Origin of the sequence: Microbacterium sp. SA39 (genome assembly GCF_000967865.1) — a bacterium.
Lineage (GTDB): Bacteria > Actinomycetota > Actinomycetes > Actinomycetales > Microbacteriaceae > Microbacterium.
Genome location: NZ_JXRU01000036.1, coordinates 123,564 through 143,717, shown reverse-complemented (window position 1 = coordinate 143,717; position 20,154 = coordinate 123,564). Strand labels below are relative to the sequence as shown.

At 68.3% G+C, this 20,154-nt stretch carries 22 protein-coding genes; 5 read left to right on the top strand and 17 right to left on the bottom strand.

Annotated features, from left to right (window positions below; translation table 11 throughout):
* Positions 1-8: 8 nt before the first annotated feature.
* A complete protein-coding gene (locus tag RS85_RS13020) occupies positions 9-380 on the bottom strand; it encodes a twin-arginine translocase TatA/TatE family subunit (protein ID WP_046013885.1) in 372 nt (123 codons plus the stop codon).
* 90 nt (positions 381-470) lie between these two features.
* Here RS85_RS13020 and RS85_RS13015 point away from each other — a divergent pair, with 90 nt between their 5' ends.
* Positions 471-1,109, top strand: coding sequence for an O-methyltransferase (locus RS85_RS13015; RefSeq protein WP_046013884.1), 639 nt, complete (start codon positions 471-473; stop codon positions 1,107-1,109).
* Positions 1,110-1,201: 92 nt separating this feature from the next.
* On the opposite strand, the gene RS85_RS19295 is transcribed toward RS85_RS13015, so the two are convergent.
* From RS85_RS19295 to dapE, 3 genes are all read right to left on the bottom strand, one after another.
* Entirely contained in the window at positions 1,202-1,375 is a 174-nt protein-coding gene (locus tag RS85_RS19295; protein ID WP_017203323.1) for a DUF3117 domain-containing protein, read from the bottom strand.
* Positions 1,376-1,469: 94 nt separating this feature from the next.
* The gene (locus tag RS85_RS13010) at positions 1,470-2,687 is read right to left on the bottom strand and encodes a hypothetical protein (RefSeq protein WP_046013883.1); all 1,218 of its coding nucleotides are present in this window, start codon (positions 2,685-2,687) and stop codon (positions 1,470-1,472) included.
* Positions 2,669-3,742: a succinyl-diaminopimelate desuccinylase gene (dapE, locus tag RS85_RS13005; RefSeq protein WP_046013882.1), complete on the bottom strand. Its 1,074-nt coding sequence runs from the start codon at positions 3,740-3,742 to the stop codon at positions 2,669-2,671. Before dapE ends, RS85_RS13010 begins: the two co-directional genes overlap by 19 nt.
* Positions 3,743-3,807: 65 nt before the next feature.
* On the opposite strand from dapE, the gene dapD reads away from it, so the two are divergent.
* Positions 3,808-4,761: a 2,3,4,5-tetrahydropyridine-2,6-dicarboxylate N-succinyltransferase gene (dapD, locus tag RS85_RS13000; protein ID WP_046013881.1), complete on the top strand. Its 954-nt coding sequence runs from the start codon at positions 3,808-3,810 to the stop codon at positions 4,759-4,761.
* A gap of 237 nt (positions 4,762-4,998) precedes the next feature.
* Positions 4,999-6,375: a DEAD/DEAH box helicase gene (locus RS85_RS12995; RefSeq protein WP_046013880.1), complete on the top strand. Its 1,377-nt coding sequence runs from the start codon at positions 4,999-5,001 to the stop codon at positions 6,373-6,375.
* A gap of 116 nt (positions 6,376-6,491) precedes the next feature.
* Here RS85_RS12995 and RS85_RS12990 read toward each other — a convergent pair whose 3' ends face one another.
* The 7 genes from RS85_RS12990 to RS85_RS12960 all read right to left on the bottom strand — a co-directional run bounded on the left by RS85_RS12990 (position 6,492) and on the right by RS85_RS12960 (position 11,412).
* On the bottom strand, positions 6,492-6,962 hold the full coding sequence (locus RS85_RS12990; RefSeq protein ID WP_046013879.1) for an SRPBCC family protein: 471 nt from the start codon (positions 6,960-6,962) through the stop codon (positions 6,492-6,494).
* Between the two features lie 14 nt (positions 6,963-6,976).
* A complete protein-coding gene (locus tag RS85_RS12985; protein WP_082087619.1) occupies positions 6,977-8,266 on the bottom strand; it encodes a citrate synthase in 1,290 nt (429 codons plus the stop codon).
* 196 nt (positions 8,267-8,462) lie between these two features.
* Positions 8,463-9,575, bottom strand: a complete 1,113-nt coding sequence (dapC, locus tag RS85_RS12980) for a succinyldiaminopimelate transaminase (protein ID WP_046013878.1) — start codon at positions 9,573-9,575, stop codon at positions 8,463-8,465.
* A 9-nt stretch (positions 9,576-9,584) separates the two neighbouring features.
* Positions 9,585-9,905: a ferredoxin gene (fdxA, locus tag RS85_RS12975; RefSeq protein ID WP_046013877.1), complete on the bottom strand. Its 321-nt coding sequence runs from the start codon at positions 9,903-9,905 to the stop codon at positions 9,585-9,587.
* A gap of 9 nt (positions 9,906-9,914) precedes the next feature.
* Positions 9,915-10,325, bottom strand: coding sequence for a hypothetical protein (locus RS85_RS12970; RefSeq protein ID WP_046013876.1), 411 nt, complete (start codon positions 10,323-10,325; stop codon positions 9,915-9,917).
* A gap of 62 nt (positions 10,326-10,387) precedes the next feature.
* Positions 10,388-10,702 carry an AzlD domain-containing protein gene (locus RS85_RS12965; RefSeq protein ID WP_046013875.1) on the bottom strand — a complete coding sequence of 105 codons (315 nt, stop codon included), beginning with the start codon at positions 10,700-10,702 and terminating at the stop codon, positions 10,388-10,390.
* Entirely contained in the window at positions 10,699-11,412 is a 714-nt protein-coding gene (locus RS85_RS12960; protein WP_046013979.1) for an AzlC family ABC transporter permease, read from the bottom strand. The genes RS85_RS12965 and RS85_RS12960 overlap by 4 nt, the downstream gene beginning before the upstream one ends.
* Before the next feature lie 105 nt (positions 11,413-11,517).
* On the opposite strand from RS85_RS12960, the gene RS85_RS12955 reads away from it, so the two are divergent.
* Positions 11,518-12,066: a helix-turn-helix domain-containing protein gene (locus RS85_RS12955; protein ID WP_046013874.1), complete on the top strand. Its 549-nt coding sequence runs from the start codon at positions 11,518-11,520 to the stop codon at positions 12,064-12,066.
* A gap of 19 nt (positions 12,067-12,085) precedes the next feature.
* Here the strand turns inward: RS85_RS12955 and RS85_RS12950 are convergent, their stop codons facing one another.
* Positions 12,086-12,979, bottom strand: coding sequence for a hypothetical protein (locus RS85_RS12950; protein ID WP_046013873.1), 894 nt, complete (start codon positions 12,977-12,979; stop codon positions 12,086-12,088).
* Positions 12,980-13,170: 191 nt separating this feature from the next.
* Complete coding sequence (typA, locus tag RS85_RS12945; RefSeq protein ID WP_046013872.1) at positions 13,171-15,084, bottom strand: translational GTPase TypA; 1,914 nt, start codon at positions 15,082-15,084, stop codon at positions 13,171-13,173.
* Between the two features lie 147 nt (positions 15,085-15,231).
* On the opposite strand from typA, the gene RS85_RS12940 reads away from it, so the two are divergent.
* Positions 15,232-16,017 (top strand): CPBP family intramembrane glutamic endopeptidase, encoded by a 786-nt coding sequence (locus RS85_RS12940; protein WP_046013978.1) that lies wholly within the window; start codon positions 15,232-15,234, stop codon positions 16,015-16,017.
* A gap of 7 nt (positions 16,018-16,024) precedes the next feature.
* On the opposite strand, the gene RS85_RS12935 is transcribed toward RS85_RS12940, so the two are convergent.
* From RS85_RS12935 to RS85_RS12920, 4 genes are read right to left on the bottom strand one after another with little or no spacing between them, the layout of a single operon-like run.
* Positions 16,025-16,594 carry a PH domain-containing protein gene (locus RS85_RS12935; RefSeq protein WP_046013871.1) on the bottom strand — a complete coding sequence of 190 codons (570 nt, stop codon included), beginning with the start codon at positions 16,592-16,594 and terminating at the stop codon, positions 16,025-16,027.
* Positions 16,591-18,270, bottom strand: coding sequence for a dipeptide ABC transporter ATP-binding protein (locus RS85_RS12930; RefSeq protein ID WP_046013870.1), 1,680 nt, complete (start codon positions 18,268-18,270; stop codon positions 16,591-16,593). The genes RS85_RS12935 and RS85_RS12930 overlap by 4 nt, the downstream gene beginning before the upstream one ends.
* Positions 18,267-19,211, bottom strand: coding sequence for an ABC transporter permease (locus RS85_RS12925; protein ID WP_046013869.1), 945 nt, complete (start codon positions 19,209-19,211; stop codon positions 18,267-18,269). The genes RS85_RS12930 and RS85_RS12925 overlap by 4 nt, the downstream gene beginning before the upstream one ends.
* Positions 19,204-20,130 (bottom strand): ABC transporter permease, encoded by a 927-nt coding sequence (locus RS85_RS12920; protein WP_046013977.1) that lies wholly within the window; start codon positions 20,128-20,130, stop codon positions 19,204-19,206. The genes RS85_RS12925 and RS85_RS12920 overlap by 8 nt, the downstream gene beginning before the upstream one ends.
* Positions 20,131-20,154: the final 24 nt, after the last annotated feature.

Below are 20,154 nucleotides of genomic sequence, written 5' to 3'. Positions count from 1 at the left end.
CGACGAGATCAGGTGGACTCGGGGTCGTACGGCGGCCGGTTCTCGGCGTTGAACACCTGCGGAACACGAGGAGCCACGGGTTCCGCGATCGTCGCGCGCGCCTGGGTCGGCGTGGCGGGCTTCGGCTCTTCCATCAGAGCGTCGCGGATGATGCGGCGCGGGTCGTACTGGCGCGGGTCGAGCTTGCGCCAGTCGACGTCGTCGAGCTCGGGGCCCATCTCCTGACGCATCTTCGACTTCGTGTCGCGGACGTACTCGCCGGCCTTGCGAACCCAACGGGAGAATCCCTCGGCCGCCCTCGGAAGACGCTCCGGGCCGATGATGAGCACGGCGATGAGGCCGATCAGCAACAGCTTCTCGAAGGTGAGCCCGAACGTCATGTCCCCAGGCTACCGCCGCGCCTGCGCTCTTCGCGCCCATCGAGCGAATAGCCTGGCAGGAACACCCATGCAGGCAGAGAAGGGCAGGCCATGAGCGAGCACGAAGCCAACGCGCGATTCCTCCGCGAATCCATCGTCGAGCCGGATGCCATCGCTCGCGCGCGAGCCCACGCGGTCGAACTCGGAGCGGCACCGGTCAGCGCCGTCGTCGGTTCGCAGATCGCCGTGCTCGCCGCCGCAACCGCCGCCCGCTCGATCGTGGAGATCGGCACCGGCGCGGGCGTCTCGGGACTGTGGCTGCTGCGCGGCGCACCTCACGCCGTGCTCACCTCGATCGACAACGAGCCCGAGCATCTCGCCGCCGCGCGTCAGGCGTTCTCCGACGCGAAGGTGCCGTCGACCAAGGCCCGGTTCATCACCGGACGCGCTGCGGACGTGCTCCCCCGCATGAACGAAGCGTCCTACGACATCGTGCTGGTCGACGCCGACCCCGAGAACGTCATCGCGTACGTCGAGCACGGCCTGCGGCTCGCGCGCAGCGGCGGCATCGTGTTGGTACCGCGAGTGCTCGGTGGCGGACGTGTGGCCGACCCTGTGCAGCGGGATGAGATCACCGCTGCGTACCGCTCGCTGGTCCAGGAGACGCAGGAGTCCTCGGCAGTCCTCGCGACGGTCTCCCCCGCGGGCGAAGGCCTGCTGCAGCTCGTCAGCATCGCCGACCGCGCCTGACCCGCGCACCTGCCCACGAGAAGCGACGAGAAGAGGGCGACGGATCCGAAGATCCATCGCCCTCACAGATCCGTAGAACGGATCCGGGTCGATCAGGCCGGTGCCACGACGGCGGCGAGCACGTCGTGAAGTTCCTTGGCCTCGGCGTCGTTCACGGAGACGACCAGACGGCCGCCGCCTTCGAGCGGAACGCGCACGATGATGAGTCGCCCTTCTTTCACGGCCTCCATGGGTCCGTCTCCGGTCCTCGGCTTCATCGCTGCCATCGTGGCTCCTTTTCCTCCGGTGGTATGTGACGAGTTTATCGGGTGTGACCGGCGCCTGGACGTCACCTGTGAGAATTGCACCGGTCATTCATCTTCAGGGCACCTGCCAGAACGTGTTCCCGAGTGCGTACATCGGGTAGATCCAGAGCCATTGACCGAGGAGACACAGGGCCAGCACGCCGACACGCCAGGGCCGTGACCGCGGCACTGCGACCGCTCCCCACACGGGGCTCAGCGGCAACAGCAGCCGGAAGGTGCTCGACTGCGGGAAGAACACCGCCAGCAGGTAGAGGAGGTAGCTCGCGCTCCAGAGCCGCAGATCCGGCCCGAGTGCGCGCACCTGTGGGAGGGACAGCAGCGCGGCGCCCGCCGCGACGACGAGCAGAACCAGAGCCACCGGCGCCGCCCAGGTGGGAAGCGCCCAGAAGCCGAACCAGAACTGGGACGCCTGCACCCATCCCTCGAACGGCACGAAAGCCTCGACGCCGCCCGCGACCCAGTGACGACGCCACGCCAGCTCCGTCGCGAGATACGCACCGGGATCGCCGGTGACGATTCCGGCGATGACCTGCCACGCGAAGCCGGTCGCTGTCGCGAGCGCACCGAGGGCGATGATGTGCGTGATCTCCCTCGCGGTGAGCGGATCGTCGCGCCGACGGACCCCGCGCAGGATGCCGTGCAGACCCAGGTACAGCGCGAAGGCCAGGATTCCCGGCCTGGTGAAGCCCATCACCGGGACGAGCAGATAGAGCCAGGCATAGCGCCGTCGCGTGGTCGCGTCGAGTGCGAGGAAGAGCAGCAGCAGGAACAGCGTCTCCGCGTATCCGACCTGGAACATCGCGGCGAGCGGGCCCGCCGCGAAGAACACGACGGCCCACATCGCCGCCGATACGCCGATGCGGTCGCGGAGCAGGCGGTGCAGCGCCAGGCATGCGAGATAGCCGGCCACCGAGGAGAGCACGAGCGCGCCTGCTCCCCACGACCCGAGCACGAAGCCGATCGCCTTGGCCGCGTAGGCGAAGACCGGCATGAACGCCCAGGGGTTCTCTGCGACGTCGCCGGACTCGGTCAGCGGGAGAACTGCCGGATACCCGGATTCGGCGACGAGCCAGTACCACTGCGCGTCCCATCCGACGACGAAGTCGGTGAGACCGGCATCCGCCCCGAAGCGGGAAGACGAGGTGGAGAGGGATGCCGCCGCGATGAGGAATCCGGTGGTGACCAGTCGCGCCGCGAGATAGACGACGGCGATGCGCAGCGCCAGCGGCATCCGCGCCCAGCGTCGTGCAGTGCTCAGCGCGAGGTGAGCCATGCGCGCAGGCCCTGCTCCACGGCGTCGATCTGCGCGAGCGGAACGCGCTCCTCGTCGTGGTGGGCGAGATGCGGGTCGCCGGGGCCGTAGTTCACCGCGGGGATGCCGAGGGCCGAGAAGCGTGCGACGTCGGTCCACCCGTATTTCGGCCGCGGTTCGGCTCCGACGGCTTTCACGAACTGCTGCGCGATCGGGGCATCGAGTCCCGGGCGGGCGCCCTCGGCGGCATCCGTGATCTCGACGTCGAATCCGGCGAGCACGCCGCGCACATGTGCCGCGGCGTCGGCGGCCGACTTGCTCGGGGCGAAGCGGTAGTTCACCTCGACCTCGCAGGCGTCGGGGATCACGTTCCCGGCGACGCCGCCGGTGATCCGCACGGCGCTCAGGCTCTCGCGGTACACGAGACCGTCGACCGGCACTTCCCTGGCGCGGTACTCGGCGAGGCGGGCGAGGATGGGCGCTGCACGATGGATGGCGTTCTCGCCGATCCACGCGCGGGCGGCGTGCGCGCGGACACCGGTCGTGCGCACGATCGCGCGCAGCGTGCCGTTGCATCCTCCCTCGACCTCGCCGTTGGACGGTTCGCCCAGGATCGCGAAGTCCGCCTGGAACAGCTCCGGACGTACCGCGGCGAGCAGCCCGAGGCCGTTCTTCGAAGCCTCGACCTCTTCGTTGTCATACCACATCCAGGTGATGTCGATCGCGGGATCCGTGAGCTCCGCGGCGAGTTTCAGCTGCACGGCCGTGCCCGCCTTCATGTCAACCGTGCCGCGCCCCCAGAGGTAGGGCGTGCCTTCGATCTCGACGTCGCGGGTGGGGACGTTCGCGTTGATGGGCACCGTGTCGATGTGCCCCGCGATCGCGACGCGCTGTGCACGGCCGAGATTCGTGCGGGCGACGACGGTGTTGCCGTGGCGGATGACCTCGAGGTGCGGCAGCGGTGCGACGGCCGCCTCGATCGCGTCGGCGAGGACCTTCTCGTCTCCGGAGACGCTCGGGATGTCGCACAGTGCGCGGGTGAGTTCCACCGAGGAAGTGGTCAGATCGAGCAGCATGCCATCAGCCTACTTACCCCGTCATGCGTGACGTCTCCGACCGGCGGGCGCGCTAGCGTGGAAGCATGACGGACTCGCGCAGCGTATGGGGAATCGGACTGACCACGATCGCCGGAGACGGCACGGTCCTGGACGCGTGGTACCCCGAAGTCCGCACCGGATCGCCGTCCGCGGGCGATGCTGCGGCGGCTTCGGCCACTTGGCTGTCCCTCACCGGTCCTGACGAGCGCCGCAACGTCACCGTCGAACTCGTTCAGCTTCAGATCGATCTGGGCACCCCGCCGGCCTCCACGGCCGACGCCTACCTGCGCCTGCACGCCCTGTCGCACCTCGTGGTGCGACCGAACGAGCTGAACCTCGACGGCATCTTCGGCCACCTGCCCAACGTCGCCTGGACCAACGCGGGGCCCGTGCACCCCGCCGACGCGGCTCGCCTGCGTCCGGTCCTCCAGCGCGCCGGCATCCAGGTGCAGGGCCTCGACAAGTTCCCGCGCCTGACCGACTACGTGCAGCCCGCCGGCGTCCGCATCGCCGACGCCTCCCGCGTACGCCTCGGCGCATACCTCTCCCCCGGCACGACCGTGATGCATGAGGGCTTCGTCAACTTCAACGCCGGCACGCTGGGCGCCTCGATGGTCGAGGGTCGCATCTCGCAGGGCGTCGTCGTGGGCGACGGCAGCGACATCGGCGGCGGTTCCTCGATCATGGGGACGCTGTCGGGCGGCGGCACGCACCGCGTCTCGATCGGAGCACGCACGCTGCTGGGAGCCAACGCCGGCATCGGCATCTCCCTCGGCGACGACTGCATCGTCGAAGCCGGGCTCTACGTCACCGCGGGCACCAAGATCGTGCTGGTCGACGGACCCGTCACCCCCGACGGCGGCAGGAAGACCGTGAAGGGCGCGGACCTGTCCGGCCAGGACGGCCTCCTGTTCCGCCGCAACTCGCTGAGCGGGGCCGTCGAAGCTGTGCGTCGTGCCGGTACCGGCGTGACGCTCAACGAGGCGCTGCACGCCTGAGGCACCGCCGCCGGCGACCGCTCCGCCTGCGTGGCGAGTCTCCTCCCAGGTTGTGCGTGATAGTGTCGGCACGACGTTCCTCGCGATGCGAGACGTCTGCGTCGTCGACACGCTCCCGCGCCACTAGCCTGGTTCTGGCCATTTCGAACGGCGAAACGATGCGCGATCCCGCGCCGTCGCCCACCTTCCGCACCCGGCCCTGATGGTTCGTGCGTGCACTCTCGGAGATATACCCCTATGACTTCCTTCCTCGATCTCGGCGTGCCCGCCGACCTCGCCGCCGTCCTCTCGAAGGACGGCAAGACCGAGGCGTTCGCGATTCAGCGCGACACGCTTCCCGACTCCCTCGCAGGCCGTGACCTGCTCGGCCGCGGCCGCACCGGCAGCGGCAAGACGATCGCGTTCGCGCTCCCCCTCGTCACTCGCCTCGCCGCTTCGTCGCGCAAGAGCCGCCCCGGACACCCCCGCGGCCTGGTTCTCGCCCCGACCCGTGAGCTGGCCACCCAGATCGCGGCAACGATCGCGCCGCTCGCCGAGGCCAAGGGCCTTCGCGTCACGACCGTGTTCGGCGGCGTCAGCCAGCGCCCGCAGGAGCAGGCCATGCGCAACGGCGTCGACATCGTCGTCGCGTGCCCCGGCCGCCTCGAAGACCTCATGAAGCAGCGTGTCGTGCAGCTCGACGCCGTCGAGGTCACCGTGCTGGATGAGGCCGACCACATGGCCGACCTCGGCTTCCTGCCCGGTGTCACGCGCATCCTCACCGCGACGCCGACCGGTGGTCAGCGACTGCTGTTCAGCGCGACGCTGGATCGCGGCATCGACACCCTCGTCCGCCGCTTCCTCTCGAACGCCGTGAGCCACGAGGTCGACGAGGAGAGCGTGCCCGTCGGCGAGATGACGCACCGCGTGCTGGTCGTCGACTCGACCGACAACAAGACGGCTCTCGTGCGCGACCTCGCGTCCGGCACGGGCCGCCGAATCCTGTTCACGCGCACCAAGCACCAGGCGAAGAAGCTCGCCAAGTCGCTCACCGCCGCCGGCATCCCGGCCGTCGATCTGCACGGCAACCTGTCGCAGAACGCACGTGAGCGCAACCTCAGCGCCTTCTCGGCCGCTCCGGCCGACGGTGGCGTGCGCGTGCTCGTCGCGACCGACGTCGCGGCCCGAGGCGTTCACGTCGACAACGTCGACCTGGTCGTCCACGTCGACCCGCCCGTCGAGCACAAGGCGTACCTGCACCGCTCGGGTCGTACCGCGCGTGCCGGCGCTGCCGGAACCGTCGTCACGGTCGTGCTCCCCGAGCAGCGCCGCGACGTCAAGGATCTGCTCCGCAAGGCCGCGATCGACGCACCGCTGGAGAATGCGACGCAGGATGCCATCTCGGGTCTCGTTCCCGAGCGCGCAGAGCACGTCCGCCCCGCACCGGTCCAGGCGCAGCAGCCGCAGCGTCAGGCCAAGCAGCGTCCGGCCGGCGGAGAGCGCCCCGGCGCATCCACTCCCCCTGCACGCCGCCGTCGTCCCCGCTCCGGTCAGGGCGGACAGGGCGGCGCAGCTCGTCAGGGCGGCGCAGCGCGCCAGGGCCAGGGCGGCGGCCGCGGCTACCAGGGCCGCTGATAGCCACTCTCTGAAACTCTGATCTGATCTGCCCGCAGATCGGTTGACGCGAAAGGTCGCCGTGCACTCGTGCCGGCGACCTTTCGCGTCACCTCGCAACCGAAGCGGTCGCGGCGTCAGTGCCGGACCGACTCCAGCACGACGGGATCCGAGCATCCGCGCGCGAATCCCTCGAGGCGGCGCCGGATCTCGAAGCCGAGCACGCGGGCGCCGATCCACTCGGCGATCGGCGCGAGCCAGGCCGGCCGGCAGGAGAAGTTGTACTTCCACACAGCTCTGGCGCCCTCGGGGACGGCCGTGAAACGCCACCCACCGCCGAGCTTCTCGAAGAACCACGGGCCGCTCTCCATCACCATCCCGACGTTCGTCGGAGGCGCATACGAGACGTAGCTGCTCACCATCGCGAAGCCGAAGCGCTGTCGCGTGAAGGTACGGACGCCTGTGGCGGCGGCATCCGCATCATCGAGGAAATGCTGCTCGCTGATGAACGGGTCCCAGCGGCGACGGATCGCGCCTGTCGTCTGCGATACGGCGAACGCCGTCGCGGCATCGACAGCGACGACGGTCTCGGCGCTGACGACGGGCATCGGATGCCGGCCGCTCAGCGCGTCGGGAAATGGCGCTCCGGAGATCCTGTGTAGAGCTGCTGCGGGCGACCGATCTTCGTCTGCGGGTCGAGCTGCAGCTCTCGCCACTGCGCCAGCCAGCCCGGCAGGCGGCCGATGGCGAAGAGCACCGTGAACATGCGTGTGGGGAAGCCCATCGCCTTGTAGATGACGCCGGTGTAGAAGTCGACGTTGGGGTACAGGCGACGCTCGCGGAAGTAGTCGTCGGCGAGCGCGAGCTCTTCGAGCTCCTTGGCGAGGTCGAGGAGCGGATCGGTGACGCCGAGGGAGGACAGCACCTCATCGGCGGCATCCTTGACGAGCTTGGCTCGCGGGTCGTAGTTCTTGTACACCCGGTGCCCGAAGCCCATCAGCTTCACGCCCTCTTCCTTGTTCTTCACCCGCTCCACGAAGCGCGACACGCTCTGGCCGGAATCACGGATCTGGCCGAGCATCGTGAGCACGGCCTCGTTCGCGCCGCCGTGCAGCGGACCGGACAGGGCCTGGATGCCGGCGGAGATCGACGCGAACTGGTTGGCGCCGGTGGAACCGACCAGACGGACGGTCGACGTGGACGCATTCTGCTCGTGGTCCTCGTGCAGGATGAGGAGCAGTTCGAGCGCCTTCGACATGACCGGGTTGATCTCGTACGGCTCGGACAGCACGCCGAAGTTCAGCTTGAGGAAGTTGTCCACGAAGCTCAACGAGTTGTCGGGATAGAGGAATGCCTGGCCGACGCTCTTCTTGTGCGCATACGCCGCGATCACGGGGAGCTTGGCGAGCATGCGCACCATGTTCAGCTCGACGTGCTCGGGGTTGTGCGGGTCGGTCTGGCCCTCGTAGTACGTCGAGAGCGCGGCGACCGCCGACGAGAGCACCGACATCGGATGGGCCGTGTGCGGCAGCGCCGAGAAGAAGCGCTTGAGGTCTTCGTGCAGGAGAGTGTGACGCCGGATCTTCTCGTCGAACTCCGAGAGCTCGGAGGCCGAGGGCAGCTCGCCGTAGATCAGCAGCCAGGCCACCTCGAGGTAGCTCGTGGAGCCGGCCAGCTGCTCGATCGGATACCCGCGGTAGCGCAGGATGCCCTTGTCACCGTCGATGAACGTGATGTCCGACTTCGTCGAGGCAGTGTTGACGAACCCGTAGTCCAGGCCCGTGTAGCCGGTCTGCCGGGTCAGAGTCGAGAAGTCGATGCTGTCGTGGCCTGCCGTGCCGCGCACCAGCGGGAACTCGGCGGTCGTGTCGCCGATCGTCAGCTTCGCCGTCTGGTCTGCCGCTGCACTCACGCGGGCCTCCTCGTGGTGTCCGACCGTCAGCGCGTCGCATCGGTGTCGGACAAGATCTTGATCAAGCCGGAATTTAGGGGGATCTCACGGCGCCGAAGCGCCAGGTCGGGTTACGACCGAATCGCTTTTACAGCCTAGTAGGCACACAGGCCTACTGTGACATTCACCAAACAGTCAGCCGTTCTGAAGAGGTGTTCTACAGATCAGCGTCATGGAGGCGGCGCGCGGCCTCGGCCACCCGATCCGTCGCCGCGGTCAGCGCGAGCCTCACGTGCTGCCCGGAGGCGGTGCCGTAGAACGGCCCTGGACCCGCGAGGATGCCGAGGTCAGCCAAGCGCCCCATCGACTCCCAGGCATCCCGTCCCTCCGTCGCCCAGAGGTAGAGGCCCGCTTCGGAGCCGTCGATGCGGAATCCCGCTGCTTCCAGAGCCGGACGCAGCGTGTCGCGCCGCGTGCGGTAGAGCTCCTTCTGAACGGCGACGTGCTCGTCGTCGCCGAGAGCGATCGCCATGGCATGCTGCACGGGCGCAGGAGGCATCAGACCGAGATGCTTACGAGCCGTGAGCAGGTCGCCGACGATGCGCGCGCAGCCTGCGACGAAAGCGGCACGGTAGCCTGCGAGGTTCGACTGCTTGCTCAGGGAGTACACGCTGAGCAGATTCGACCGCGTGCCGCCTGTCACGCGGGGGTCGAGGATCGACGGGATGGGCTCGGTCGCCCACGCACCGTCCCAGCCGAGCTCTGCGTAGCACTCGTCGCTCGCCAGAACGGCACCGAGTTCGCGGGCACGCCGGACGGCGGCGCTCAGCTCGTCCACGGTCCAGGTGCGCCCGTCAGGGTTTCCCGGAGTGTTGATCCAGATCAGCTTCGCGCCCTCGGGCCACTGCGCGGGGTCGTCCGCGGCGACCGGCGTCGCTCCGACCACGCGAGCGCCGACCTCATAGGTGGGATAGGCGACGCGCGGGTGCACGACGATGTCGCCGGCGCCGAGTCCCAGCAGGGTCGGCAGCAGCGCGACGAGCTCCTTCGAACCGATCGTGGGGAGCACGTTGTCGACCGTCAGGTCGGGCACCCCGCGGCGACGCGCGTACCAGGCGACGATCGCCTCGCGGAGTGTCGATGTGCCGAGGGTCTGCGGATAGGCGTGCGCATCGGTCGCCTCCGCCAGAGCCCGGCGGATGATCTCCGGCGTCGGGTCGACGGGCGAGCCGACGGACAGGTCGACGAGACCCTGCGGGTGCAGGGCGGCGCGCTCGCGGAACGGCACCACGGCGTCCCACGGGTAGTCGGCGAGGTCGTGGACGCTCACGGACGGCGCCTACTCGCCCTGAGGCGGCAGGGCGGCGATGATCGGGTGGTCGAACGTGTAGACGCCGACCTTCGCGGCACCACCGGGCGACCCGATCTCGTCGAAGAACTCGACGTTGGCCTTGTAGTAGTCCTGCCACTCGTCAGGCAGATCGTCTTCGTAGTAGATGGCCTCGACGGGGCACACGGGTTCGCACGCTCCGCAGTCCACGCACTCGTCCGGGTGGATGTACAGCGAGCGTTCACCCTCGTAGATGCAGTCAACGGGGCACTCGTCGATGCAGGCGCGATCCTTGACATCGACGCACGGGAGGGCGATCACATACGTCACTCCCCCAGTCTACGACTCGCGAACGACCGCAGCCTCCGCAGCCGGCGTCTCGGTGCGCACCGGGATCCTCGAGAACGACGGCCAGGCGACGACCAACAGCACGAGACCGGCGACCAGATAGGTCCAGATGCGTCCGGCGAGCGAATCCGCCACGACGACCGACCCGCCCGGGCCGACGCCGGAGATCAGCACCAACATCCCGAGCATGCCGAGACCGGCAGCGACCGCCGCGCCCCGGTCATGCGTGAGTGCGCGCACCGCGATGAGGATCGCCCCGCAGGCGATCGCACCGACGATCAGGCCGACCGGGATCGGTCCCCACATGAGACTGTGGCCGATGGTCCCCGCCACGCCGTAGACGCCGCCCACGAGGGCGGCCGCGACCCACGACAGGACTCTCGACACCCAGCTCACGCGCACCTGTCGATCCTACCGGCGGGGCCTGTGCATCCGTCGCGGCGTCTCGGGCTCCGGAGCAGGAGTCAGGCGGCGAGTCCGAGCAGCCGCAGGAGCGCCGCCACCAGTGCCGCCGCGGCGACGACGACGAGGAACGACTGCCGCAGCCACAGGAGACCTCCGGCGATGAGAAGGGCGGGCACTCGGGCATCCACGGTGATCGCCTGCCCGTCGCCCAGCGACTGCACGGCGACCAGAGCAGCCAGCAGCGCGACGGTCAGGAGGTCCGAGATGCGTGCGGGCCGCGGAGCCTCGAGCACCTTCGGCGGCACGAGGTACCCCACCGCCTTCAGCGCGAGGCAGATCAGCGCGGCCAGCAGAATCGCGCTCCACAGGCTCATGAGATCGCCCCCTCGCCGGTTTCGTCCCCGGTCCCGGACGGCCGACCGAGCCAGTTGAACCAGCCGACGACGATGGCGACGAGCGCCGCCACCAGTACCGGCAGCCCTGGCATGAGGAAGGGCGTGAGCGCCGCCGCGACCACCGCAGCGGCGATACCGACCGCGATCGCCTGCCGCTCCTTGAGCCGAGGCCAGAGCAGCGCCAGGAAGGCTGCGGCCGCCGCGGCATCCAGCCCCCACATCTTCGGATCGCCGAGCACGTCTCCGACGAGGGCGCCGACGAGGGTGGTGAGGTTCCAGCCGATGAAGATGCCGATTCCCGTCACCCAGAACCCGACCTGGCGCAGCCGGGGGACGGTCTGCGAGATGGCTACCGCCGTCGACTCGTCGATCGTGAAGTGCGCGGCGGCGGCGCGGCGGACCGGTCCCCCGCCGACGAGCGGCGACATGCGCATTCCGTAGGCCACGTTGCGCACGCCGAGGAGCGCAGCGGAGGCCACGGCGGACGGCAGCGCCGAGAGCCCGCCTGCCGTGAAGACGCCGACGAACGCGAACTGCGATCCACCCGTGAACATCAGCAGGCTGAGCACGCACGTCTGCCACACGTCGAGACCGGATGCCACGGCCAGCGCTCCGAAGGAGATGCCGTAAGCGCTGGTCGCGAGCACGACACCAAGGGCCTCGCGCCAGACCTCGCGCTCGGGGCTCATACGAGCCGCCCAGCCGACGTCGTTCGTTCCGGTGAACACATGACTATCATTCTGAACACGGTGCGATGCATAGTCAAGCGAACGAACGTTTGACATGATGAACACATGGAGGATCTCCGCACCCGCATCTCCCGCACTCTCCGCCGCGAGCGAGAGTCCGTCGGCCTCTCGGTCTCCGAGCTCGCACGACGCGCCGGCGTGTCGAAGGCGACCGTCTCACAACTCGAGAGCGGCGCGGGCAACCCGAGCGTCGAGACGCTCTGGGCACTCGGCGTGGCCCTCGGCGTCCCGTTCGCGGTGCTGGTGGATCAGCAGGCCAACGCTCCCACGCTGATCCGCGCCGACGATCTCGCCGGTGTTCCCTCCTCCGCGGCGGCGTACAGCGCAACCCTGCTGTCGGCCAGCCCTCCAGGCGCGCGCCGCGACGTGTACCTGATCCAGGCCGAGCCGGGCGATCCCCGGTTGTCCGACCCCCACCATCCGGGCACGATCGAGCACGTGATCCTGATCGCGGGGAGCGCGCAGGTCGGTCCGGTGTCGGAGCCCATCCTGCTGAACCCCGGCGACTACCTGACCTACGCCGGCGACGCTCCGCACATCTTCGAGGCGACGGCACCAGGTACGAGCGCTGTGCTCATCTCGGAACTACGGTGAGGGACGCTCAGCGCCGGGGTCAGTACCAGTTCATCGCCTGCGAGTGCCCCCAGGCGCTGCACGGGGTGCCGTAGACGGCATCGATGTAGCCGAGGCCCCACGCGATCTGCGTCGCGGCGTTCGTCTGCCAGTCGCTTCCCTCTGACGCCATCTTGCTGCCGGGGAGGGCCTGCGGGATGCCGGTGGCACCGCTCGGGTTGTAGGCCTGGTAGTTCCAGCCGGACTCCTTGTTCCACAGCGAGTCGAGGCAGGAGAACTGGTCGCCTCCCCAGCCGTAGCGGCTCGACATCAGCTGCTGCGCCGTTGCCTTCGCGCCGTCGACGGTGTTCCCCGATGCGAGGGCGGCGGCGGCAGCCTCGGCTTCGGCGGCGGCGGCCGCAGCGGCTGCCGCGGCAGCGTCGTCGGCGGCCTTCTTCTCCTGCGCTGCGGTGAATGCGCTCTGCAGCGCCGCGGTGGCCGATGCCAGCGTGGTCGTCTCGGTCTCGACCTCAGTGGTGAGCACGGCCACCACGAGTGACGACATCGCGTCACGATCCTGGAGCGCATCGATGTCGCTTTGCAGTTCCGAGACGTCGATGGGCGGAGCAGCGCTCACCTCGAGGCCCGAGGAGGCGACGTCGTAGGTCAGCGCCTGGGCGCTGAGCACCGCGTCCTTCGCCTCGATCAGGGGCATCGCCGCGTCGTCCGCGAACTTCGCGAGCGGCTCGACTCCGGTCACCATCTGCGTGACGGCGGACGTCGCGTCCGGCATCTCGGATCCGGATGCCGGCGCAGAGACCATGCCGGCGGTGAGGGTGATGCCGAGAAGCGCGGCGGCTGCCGTACCGACGATCATCATCGGGCGCCGAGTGACGGCGTCGCGGGCGGATGCCGCATCGGAGGCGCGCCGAAGCGCACGGGTTTCATGGAGCATGGGTTCGACTTTCGGGTCGTCGTACGCCCTCGCAGGAGACTCATCGGGAGCTCGTCCCAGGCGCAAGTGCTCGAGTCTGTCTCATGTTCCTGAACGAAAAATCTGTCTCACCTGGGATTTACATGAGAAGAGGGCCCCGCACGCGCTTCTTGGCGCGTGCGAGGCCCTCTGCAAGTTCTCCGAAGCGGGGGTCAGGCGTTCGCGTCCTGACGCTTGAGACGCGCGGTGTCCCGCGCGCGGGTGTTCGCGTCGAGATTGACCTTGCGGATGCGCACGACCTCGGGCGTCACTTCGACGCACTCGTCATCGCGAGCGAACTCGAGGCTCTCCTCCAGCGTCAGCTGACGCGGCGGGGTCATCGACTCGAACGTGTCGGAGCTCGCTGCACGCATGTTGGTGAGCTTCTTCTCCTTGGTGATGTTCACGTCCATGTCGTCGGCGCGCGAGTTCTCGCCGATGACCATGCCCTCGTAGACCTCCTGCGTGGGCTGCACGAAGAACGACATGCGCTCCTGCAGGGCGATCATGGCGAAGGGGGTGACGACGCCCTGGCGATCGGCGACGATCGAGCCGTTCTGGCGCGTCGTGATGTGACCCGCCCACGGCTCGTAGCCGTGCGAGATCGCGTTCGCGATGCCGGTGCCGCGAGTGGTGGTGAGGAACTCGCTGCGGAAGCCGATCAGGCCGCGCGACGGGACGATGAACTCCATGCGCACCCAGCCGGTGCCGTGGTTCGTCATGTTCTCCATGCGGCCCTTGCGACCGGCGAGCAGCTGTGTGATGGCGCCGAGGTGCTCCTCCGGCGTGTCGATGGTCAGGTGCTCGAACGGCTCGTAGGTCTTGCCGTCGATCTTCTTGGTGACCACCTGCGGCTTGCCGACCGTGAGCTCGAAGCCCTCGCGGCGCATGTTCTCGACGAGGATCGCCAGGGCGAGCTCGCCGCGGCCCTGGACCTCCCAGGCATCCGGACGCCCGATGTCGACGACCTTGAGCGACACGTTTCCGATGAGCTCGCGGTCGAGGCGGTCCTTGACCATGCGCGCGGTCAGCTTGTGCCCCTTGACCTTGCCCATGAGCGGCGAGGTGTTGGTACCGATCGTCATGGAGATCGCGGGGTCGTCGACCGTGATGGCAGGGAGCGGACGAACGTCTTCGGGGTCGGCGATGGTCTCGCCGATCGTGATGTCCTCGAAGCCGGCGATGGCGACGATGTCGCCGGGGGCAGCCGACTCGGCCGGGTACCGCTCGAGGGCACGGGTCTTCAGCAGCTCCGTGATGCGCGCGTTCTGGTGCGTGCCGTCGGCACGGACCCAGGCGACCGTCTGGCCCTTCTTCAGCGTGCCGTTGAAGACGCGCAGCAGTGCGAGGCGGCCGAGGAACGGGCTCGAGTCGAGGTTGGTGACCCAGGCCTGCAGCGGAGCCTCGTCGTCGTAGGACGGCGCGGGGATGTGCTCGAGGATCGCACCGAAGAGCGGCTCGAGGTCGTCGTTGTCCGGCAGAGTGCCGTTCTCCGGGCGGTTGAGCGAGGCGGCGCCGTTACGGCCGGACGCGTACACGATCGGCACGTCGAGCAGAGCGTCGACGTCGAGGTCGGGCACGTCGTCGACGAGGTCGGAGGCGAGACCGAGCAGCAGGTCGTGCGCTTCCTCCTCGACCTCGGCGATGCGGGCATCCGGGCGGTCGGTCTTGTTGACCAGGAGGATGACCGGGAGCTTCGACTCGAGCGCCTTGCGCAGCACGAATCGGGTCTGCGGCAGCGGACCCTCACTCGCGTCGACGAGAAGCACGACGCCGTCGACCATGGACAGGCCGCGCTCGACCTCGCCGCCGAAGTCGGCGTGGCCGGGGGTGTCGATCACGTTGATCGTCACCTCGCCGTCCGTGGCGTGCACACCCTTGTAGGTGATCGCCGTGTTCTTGGCGAGGATCGTGATGCCCTTCTCGCGCTCGAGATCGTTCGAGTCCATCGCGCGATCCTCGAGGTGCGCGTGATCTCCGAAGGAGCCCGTCTGACGCAGCATGGCGTCGACGAGAGTGGTCTTGCCGTGGTCGACGTGCGCGACGATTGCGACGTTGCGGAGGTCAGAGCGGAGGGCGTGCGCCATGCAGAAGTCCTAAAAGAGTGTGGGGTTGCGTCGAGAAGCCGACGTTCCAGGATAACGCAAGCTCAGGGCATGTTCCTGAACAGAAGTCGTACCATCGGGAACGTGACTTCCGAGCATCCGGTTCCTGAGCGAGCGAAGCGAGACGAAGTGCCCCGATCCTGGGACCCGGCCGCCCCTTCCCGAGCGCGGTTGTGGTGGGAGATCTCGATCGTCCTGGCCCTCGGCCTCGGCCAGTCCGCCGTGTACGCGATCGTGCAACTCGCCTACCGCCTCACGGACGAGACCCCGCTCGCCGATCAGACCGCGACCCTGAATCCGTCACGCAGCGACCGCGAGATCTTCGACCTGATCTACCAGGTGCTGTCGATCGGGTTCTCGCTCGTGCCGGTCCTGCTGGTCTGCTTCCTGCTCTGGCAGTCGCGGCGTCCGCACCTGGGCCGGCTGGGACTCGACGGCACGCGGGTGTGGGCGGATGCCGGGCGCGGCATTCTGCTCGTCCTCGCCATCGGCATCCCCGGCCTCGGTCTCTACATCGCCGGGCGCGCTCTCGGCCTCTTCGTCGCCGTGAACCCCGCCGGGCTCGACGCGCACTGGTGGACCGTCCCGATCCTGCTGCTGGCGGCCGCACGAGCATCGCTGCAGGAGGAGTTCGTCGTGCTCGGCTACCTTTTCGCGCGGCTCAAGCAGCTGGGCTGGAGTCCGTGGACGATCATCGTGTCCACCTCGGTGCTGCGCGCGAGCTATCACCTGTACCAGGGGCCGGGCGCGTTCATCGGGAACCTGGCGATGGGTCTGCTCTTCGGTTGGCTCTACCAGCGGACAGGTCGCCTGCTGCCGCTCCTCGTCGCGCACTTCCTGATCGACGCGACGGTGTTCGTGGGGTACCCGTGGGCGGCGGCGACCTGGCCGGACCTGTTCGGACTGCCGGGCTGAAGCGCGGTCAGCCGGCGTTCGTGATGAGCACGGCGACCACGGCCCAGACCAGAATGACGCCCAGCGCCACGAGAGCAGGACGATCCCAGCCCCTGCGGATCGGCGCATCGGCCGCGAGGTCGGCGGCCTCCCAGCGGTCGCGGATGTCCGTCAGATCGCGCAGGCTCGTCGGGGCCTTCCGCTCTTCGCCGTCCTGCCGAGCGCCCTCACGCCGCTGTCGCGCCCTGGCCGGCCCGCCGTAGCAGGTGACATCGGTGCCGTCGTCGAGCGAGAAGACGAGCTGCCACCGCAGATCGACGTCACGCACACGACGCCACCCGAAGGTCGTGCGTCGCAGCATGTTCTGCACGGTCGCCCCCGCGTCGTCGATGCGGACGAACGAGACGAAGGCGACCTCGTAGGCCACCCACAGCCCGAGGAGGAACCAGGGCGCGAGCAGCAGCATCTGTCCCCAGCCGGCGCGCACCACGGCGTCGCCGAGCAGGAACAGCGCGAGCAGTCCGCAGAAGACGAAGAGGACCGGACCGGAGACCGCACGGAAAGTCCGTGCGGTCCCCTGGCCTGGATCGGCCGTCACGCTCCGCGTCCGCCGAGCGGGATGGACGCCCCCGGGATCGCCTTGAGCAGACGGTCGGTGTACTCCTGCTGCGGGTTGGCGAAGATCTCGTCGACCGTTCCCTGCTCGACGACCTTGCCGCTCTCCATGACGCACACGAGGTCGCTCGACACCCGGACAACCGCGAGGTCGTGCGTGATGAAGAGGTACGTGAGGTTCAGCTCCGACTGCAGACCGGCGAGCAGCTGCAGGATCTGATCCTGCACCAGCACGTCGAGTGCGGACACCGCTTCGTCGAGCACGACGATGTCGGGCTTGAGGGCGAGCGCTCGCGCGATCGCGACGCGCTGCCGCTGGCCGCCCGAGAGCTCGTTCGCGTACCGGGTCGCGAGCGCACGCGGCAGCGACACCTGGTCGAGCAGCTCCTCCACGCGTGCGCGCTGGGAGGCCCGATCGCCCACGCCGTGGATCTGCAGGGGCTGCGAGATGGTGTTCCCGATGTTGCGGAGCGGGTCGAGGGATCCGTACGGATCCTGGAACACCGGCTGCATGCGACGGCGCAGCCCGAAAGCCTGCGCGTTCGAGAGCTTCGACACATCCTGCCCGTCGATCTCGATCGTGCCGCTCGTGGGCTCTTCGAGCTTGAGCAGCATCTTCGCGACCGTCGACTTACCCGACCCCGACTCGCCGACGAGCGCGAGCGTCTTCCCTCGCGGGATCTCGAAGGAGACGTGATCGACCGCGCGGAAGGCTTCGCTGCGGAAGTTCCCCTGACGGATCTTGTAGTCCTTCGTGAGATCCGTGACCCGAACGGTGGGCGGGATGTCGGCGAGGTCCTCGAGCCGCTCGATGCCGCGGTCCTCGACCACGGCCTGGATGCGCTGCGAGGCGACGCTGGGGGCAGCCCCCACGAGCCTCTGGGTGTATGGATGCTGCGGGTTCTCGAGGATCTCCCTGCTCGGCCCAGCCTCGACGATGTTGCCGTTGCTCATCACGATGATCTTCTCGGCACGCTCGGCGGCGAGGCCGAGGTCGTGCGTGATGAGGAGCACCGAGGTGCCCTTCTCACGCGTGAGCTTCGCCATGTGATCGAGGATGACCCGCTGCACGGTGACATCGAGCGCCGAGGTCGGCTCGTCCGCGATGAGAAGCTTCGGGTCCGCTGCGAGGCCGATGCCGATCAGCGCGCGCTGACGCATGCCGCCGGAGAACTGGTGCGGGAACTGATGCAGACGCCGCTCGGCGTCTGCGAGTCCGGCCTGCTTCAGCACCTCGATCGCTCGGGCGTTCACGTCTTTCTTGCCGCGGGCGATCCCGTTCGCGCGGATCGCCTCCTTCACCTGGAAGCCGATGCTCCACACCGGGTTGAGGTTGGACATCGGATCCTGCGGGACGAAGCCGATCTCCCGGCCGCGCAGCGCCTCCAAATCCCGTCGTCCGAGCGTGGTCAGCTCGCGGCCGTCGAGGGTGATCGAACCACCCGTGATCGTTCCGGTCCCCGGGAGCAGGTTCACGATGGCGCTGGCCGTCGTGGACTTCCCGGAGCCCGACTCGCCCACGATCGCGACGGTCTCGCCGGGGAAGATGTCGAAGCTCGCTCCGTGGAGGACCTCCTTCTCGCCGTCCTGCGTGCGGAACGCGACCTTCAGGTCGCGCACGCTCAGCAGGGGGACGCGTGCGGTTGCGCGATCGTTCATCGCCGTGCCCTCGCTCTCGGATCGATGGCGTCTCGGATGAGCTCGCCGAGGGTCACGAACGCGAGCACGGCGAGCGTGAGCGCGATCGACGGATAGATGAGCGCCATCGGTGCCACCCGGAGCGACTGCTGCGCCGCGCTGATGTCATTTCCCCACGACATGGTGTCGCTGCCCAGACCGACGCCGAGGAACGACAGGGTCGCCTCGGCGACGATCGACGCGGCGAGGGCCAGCGTCGACACGACCAGTAGCGGAGCCAGCGAGTTCGGGATGACGTGCGCGAGGAGAATGCGGAACTTCGAGAGCCCGACCGCCTGCGCCGCCACGATGAAGTCCGATTGACGGACCCTCAGCACCTCGGCGCGCACGACCCGCGCCGTCGACGCCCAGGCGAAGCCTCCGATCGCGAGCGCGAGCACCGGCACGGAGCGGTACTGCGAGAAGACCGTCATGACGACCACGGCCGCGAGGATGTAGGGGATGGCGAAGAAGATGTCGCCGATGCGCGACAGCAGCGAGTCGAGCCATCCGCCGTAGAAGCCCGCCAGCGCCCCCATGATGAGTCCGACGATCGAGCCGATCGCCGTGGCCAGCAGGCCCACTGAGAGCGAGGTCTGCGCGCCCCAGACGAGCCGGGCGTAGATGTCGCATCCCTGGAAGGTGAAGCCGAGAGGGTGGCCTTCCGTCGGGCCGCCGTTGCTGTTCGAGAGCTGGCAGTTGTCGACGGGCGAGGTCGCGGTGAACAACGTCGGCCACACGGCCATCACGATGAAGAACAACGCGAGCACGACGGAGAACCAGAACAGCGGACGACGCCGCAGATCGGCCCACGCGTCGCGCCACAGGTTGCGAGGCCTCTCGGCGATGCGCACCGCGTCGACGGCGATGGTCTCCGTCTCGACCGGCGCGACGTAGTGATTCTGCGAGATGGGGTCATGCATAGCGGATCCTTGGGTCGAGCAGACCGTAGAGCAGGTCGATGACGAGGTTGACCAGGACGTACAGGATCACGAACACCGTGACGAAGGAGACCACAGTGGGGCCCTCGTTGCGGATCGCCGCCTGGTAAAGGGTATTGCCGACGCCGGGGACGTTGAAGATGCCCTCGGTCACGGTCGCACCGACCAGAAGCACACCGAAGTTGGTGGCCGAGTTCGTGATCACCGGGATCAGCGAGTTGCGCAGCACGTGCACCGGGATCACCCGATTGCGCGAGAGGCCCTTGCTGTACGCGGTGCGCACCCAGTCCTGATTGAGCGTGTCGATGACCGAGCTCCGCATGAGCCGCATGCTCACGGCGTAGAGGCTGAAGCCGAGCACGATGGCGGGAAGCCAGAGACCACCCCAGTCGTTGTCGGAACCCACCGTCGGCTTGAACCAGCCGAGCTTGATCGCGAGGAAGTACTGCGCGAGGAAGGCCACGACGAAGATCGGGATGGCGATGGCGACGAGCGCGACGCCGAGCATCGTGTGATCGAAGACCTTGCCTTTCCGGAGCGCGGAGATCGTGCCGATGATGATCGCGAGTACGAACTCGATGCCGATCGCCATGATCGCGAGGCGGCCGGTGACGGGCAGCGTCTCGGCGAGGACCTCGGAGACCGGGCGGCCCGAGAACGTGTTGCCGAGGTCGCCCTGGAACACTCCGGTGATGTAGTACCAGTACTGCACGAGGAACGGATCGTTGAGGTGGTACTGCTCCCGCAGCTGCTCCACGACCGCAGGGTTCGGGGTGCGGTCACCGAACAGGGCGAGGATCGGGTCGCCGGGCATGGCGAACACGAGGAAGTAGATGAGCAGTGTGGCTCCGAAGAAAACCGGAATCACCTGCAGGAGACGTCTGAGGATATAGCCGAACATCTGTGGTCCCGTTATGAGGAGGCG

Bases quoted from the DNA above. Each gene is read 5' to 3' on its own strand.
- RS85_RS13020 (WP_046013885.1), bottom strand. From the start codon at position 380: ATGACGTTCGGGCTCACCTTCGAGAAGCTGTTGCTGATCGGCCTCATC.
- RS85_RS13015 (WP_046013884.1), top strand. From the start codon at position 471: ATGAGCGAGCACGAAGCCAACGCGCGATTCCTCCGCGAATCCATCGTC.
- RS85_RS19295 (WP_017203323.1), bottom strand. From the start codon at position 1,375: ATGGCAGCGATGAAGCCGAGGACCGGAGACGGACCCATGGAGGCCGTG.
- RS85_RS13010 (WP_046013883.1), bottom strand. From the start codon at position 2,687: ATGGCTCACCTCGCGCTGAGCACTGCACGACGCTGGGCGCGGATGCCG.
- dapE (WP_046013882.1), bottom strand. From the start codon at position 3,742: ATGCTGCTCGATCTGACCACTTCCTCGGTGGAACTCACCCGCGCACTG.
- dapD (WP_046013881.1), top strand. From the start codon at position 3,808: ATGACGGACTCGCGCAGCGTATGGGGAATCGGACTGACCACGATCGCC.
- RS85_RS12995 (WP_046013880.1), top strand. From the start codon at position 4,999: ATGACTTCCTTCCTCGATCTCGGCGTGCCCGCCGACCTCGCCGCCGTC.
- RS85_RS12990 (WP_046013879.1), bottom strand. From the start codon at position 6,962: ATGCCCGTCGTCAGCGCCGAGACCGTCGTCGCTGTCGATGCCGCGACG.
- RS85_RS12965 (WP_046013875.1), bottom strand. From the start codon at position 10,702: ATGAGCCTGTGGAGCGCGATTCTGCTGGCCGCGCTGATCTGCCTCGCG.
- RS85_RS12960 (WP_046013979.1), bottom strand. From the start codon at position 11,412: ATGAGCCCCGAGCGCGAGGTCTGGCGCGAGGCCCTTGGTGTCGTGCTC.
- RS85_RS12955 (WP_046013874.1), top strand. From the start codon at position 11,518: ATGGAGGATCTCCGCACCCGCATCTCCCGCACTCTCCGCCGCGAGCGA.
- RS85_RS12950 (WP_046013873.1), bottom strand. From the start codon at position 12,979: ATGCTCCATGAAACCCGTGCGCTTCGGCGCGCCTCCGATGCGGCATCC.
- typA (WP_046013872.1), bottom strand. From the start codon at position 15,084: ATGGCGCACGCCCTCCGCTCTGACCTCCGCAACGTCGCAATCGTCGCG.
- RS85_RS12930 (WP_046013870.1), bottom strand. From the start codon at position 18,270: ATGAACGATCGCGCAACCGCACGCGTCCCCCTGCTGAGCGTGCGCGAC.
- RS85_RS12925 (WP_046013869.1), bottom strand. From the start codon at position 19,211: ATGCATGACCCCATCTCGCAGAATCACTACGTCGCGCCGGTCGAGACG.
- RS85_RS12920 (WP_046013977.1), bottom strand. From the start codon at position 20,130: ATGTTCGGCTATATCCTCAGACGTCTCCTGCAGGTGATTCCGGTTTTC.